The 372-nt window shown below is 39.2% G+C and carries 1 protein-coding gene; it reads right to left on the bottom strand.

Annotation, left to right across the window (positions count from 1 at the left end; genetic code table 11):
* Window positions 1-372 (bottom strand): reverse transcriptase domain-containing protein (locus CD30_RS19330; protein ID WP_036180974.1); only part of this gene is annotated, 372 nt, incomplete at both ends.

The raw sequence follows: 372 nt of genomic DNA, 5'->3' as shown, positions 1-372 counted from the left end.
GTACCTTCTTGATTATGTATAACGATACCGTTTTCCATAATTCCAGCGTTTAGAAATTTTCGGATTAACTTAAGTGTCGGCTTATCCTTGATATAGCTCGCTACTAGGGACATGAGTTTATCATGTTGGACACGGTCAAAGAATTTTTCCAAGTCCATATCCACCACGTATCGATATCCTTCATCTATGTAAGATTGCGCTTTCTCTATAGCCTGATGTGCGCTTCGATTAGGACGGAACCCATAGCTATGTTCACTGAAAATGGGGTCAATTATCGGTGTTAAAATTTGAACAGTTGCTTGTTGAATAACTCTGTCCGTTACCGTTGGAATACCTAGTTTTCTTGTACTCCCATTTCCTTTCGGAATTTCT

This window comes from Ureibacillus massiliensis 4400831 = CIP 108448 = CCUG 49529 (assembly GCF_000772965.1).
GTDB classification, from domain to species: domain Bacteria; phylum Bacillota; class Bacilli; order Bacillales_A; family Planococcaceae; genus Ureibacillus; species Ureibacillus massiliensis.
This window is presented reverse-complemented; position numbering and strand designations above follow the sequence as displayed.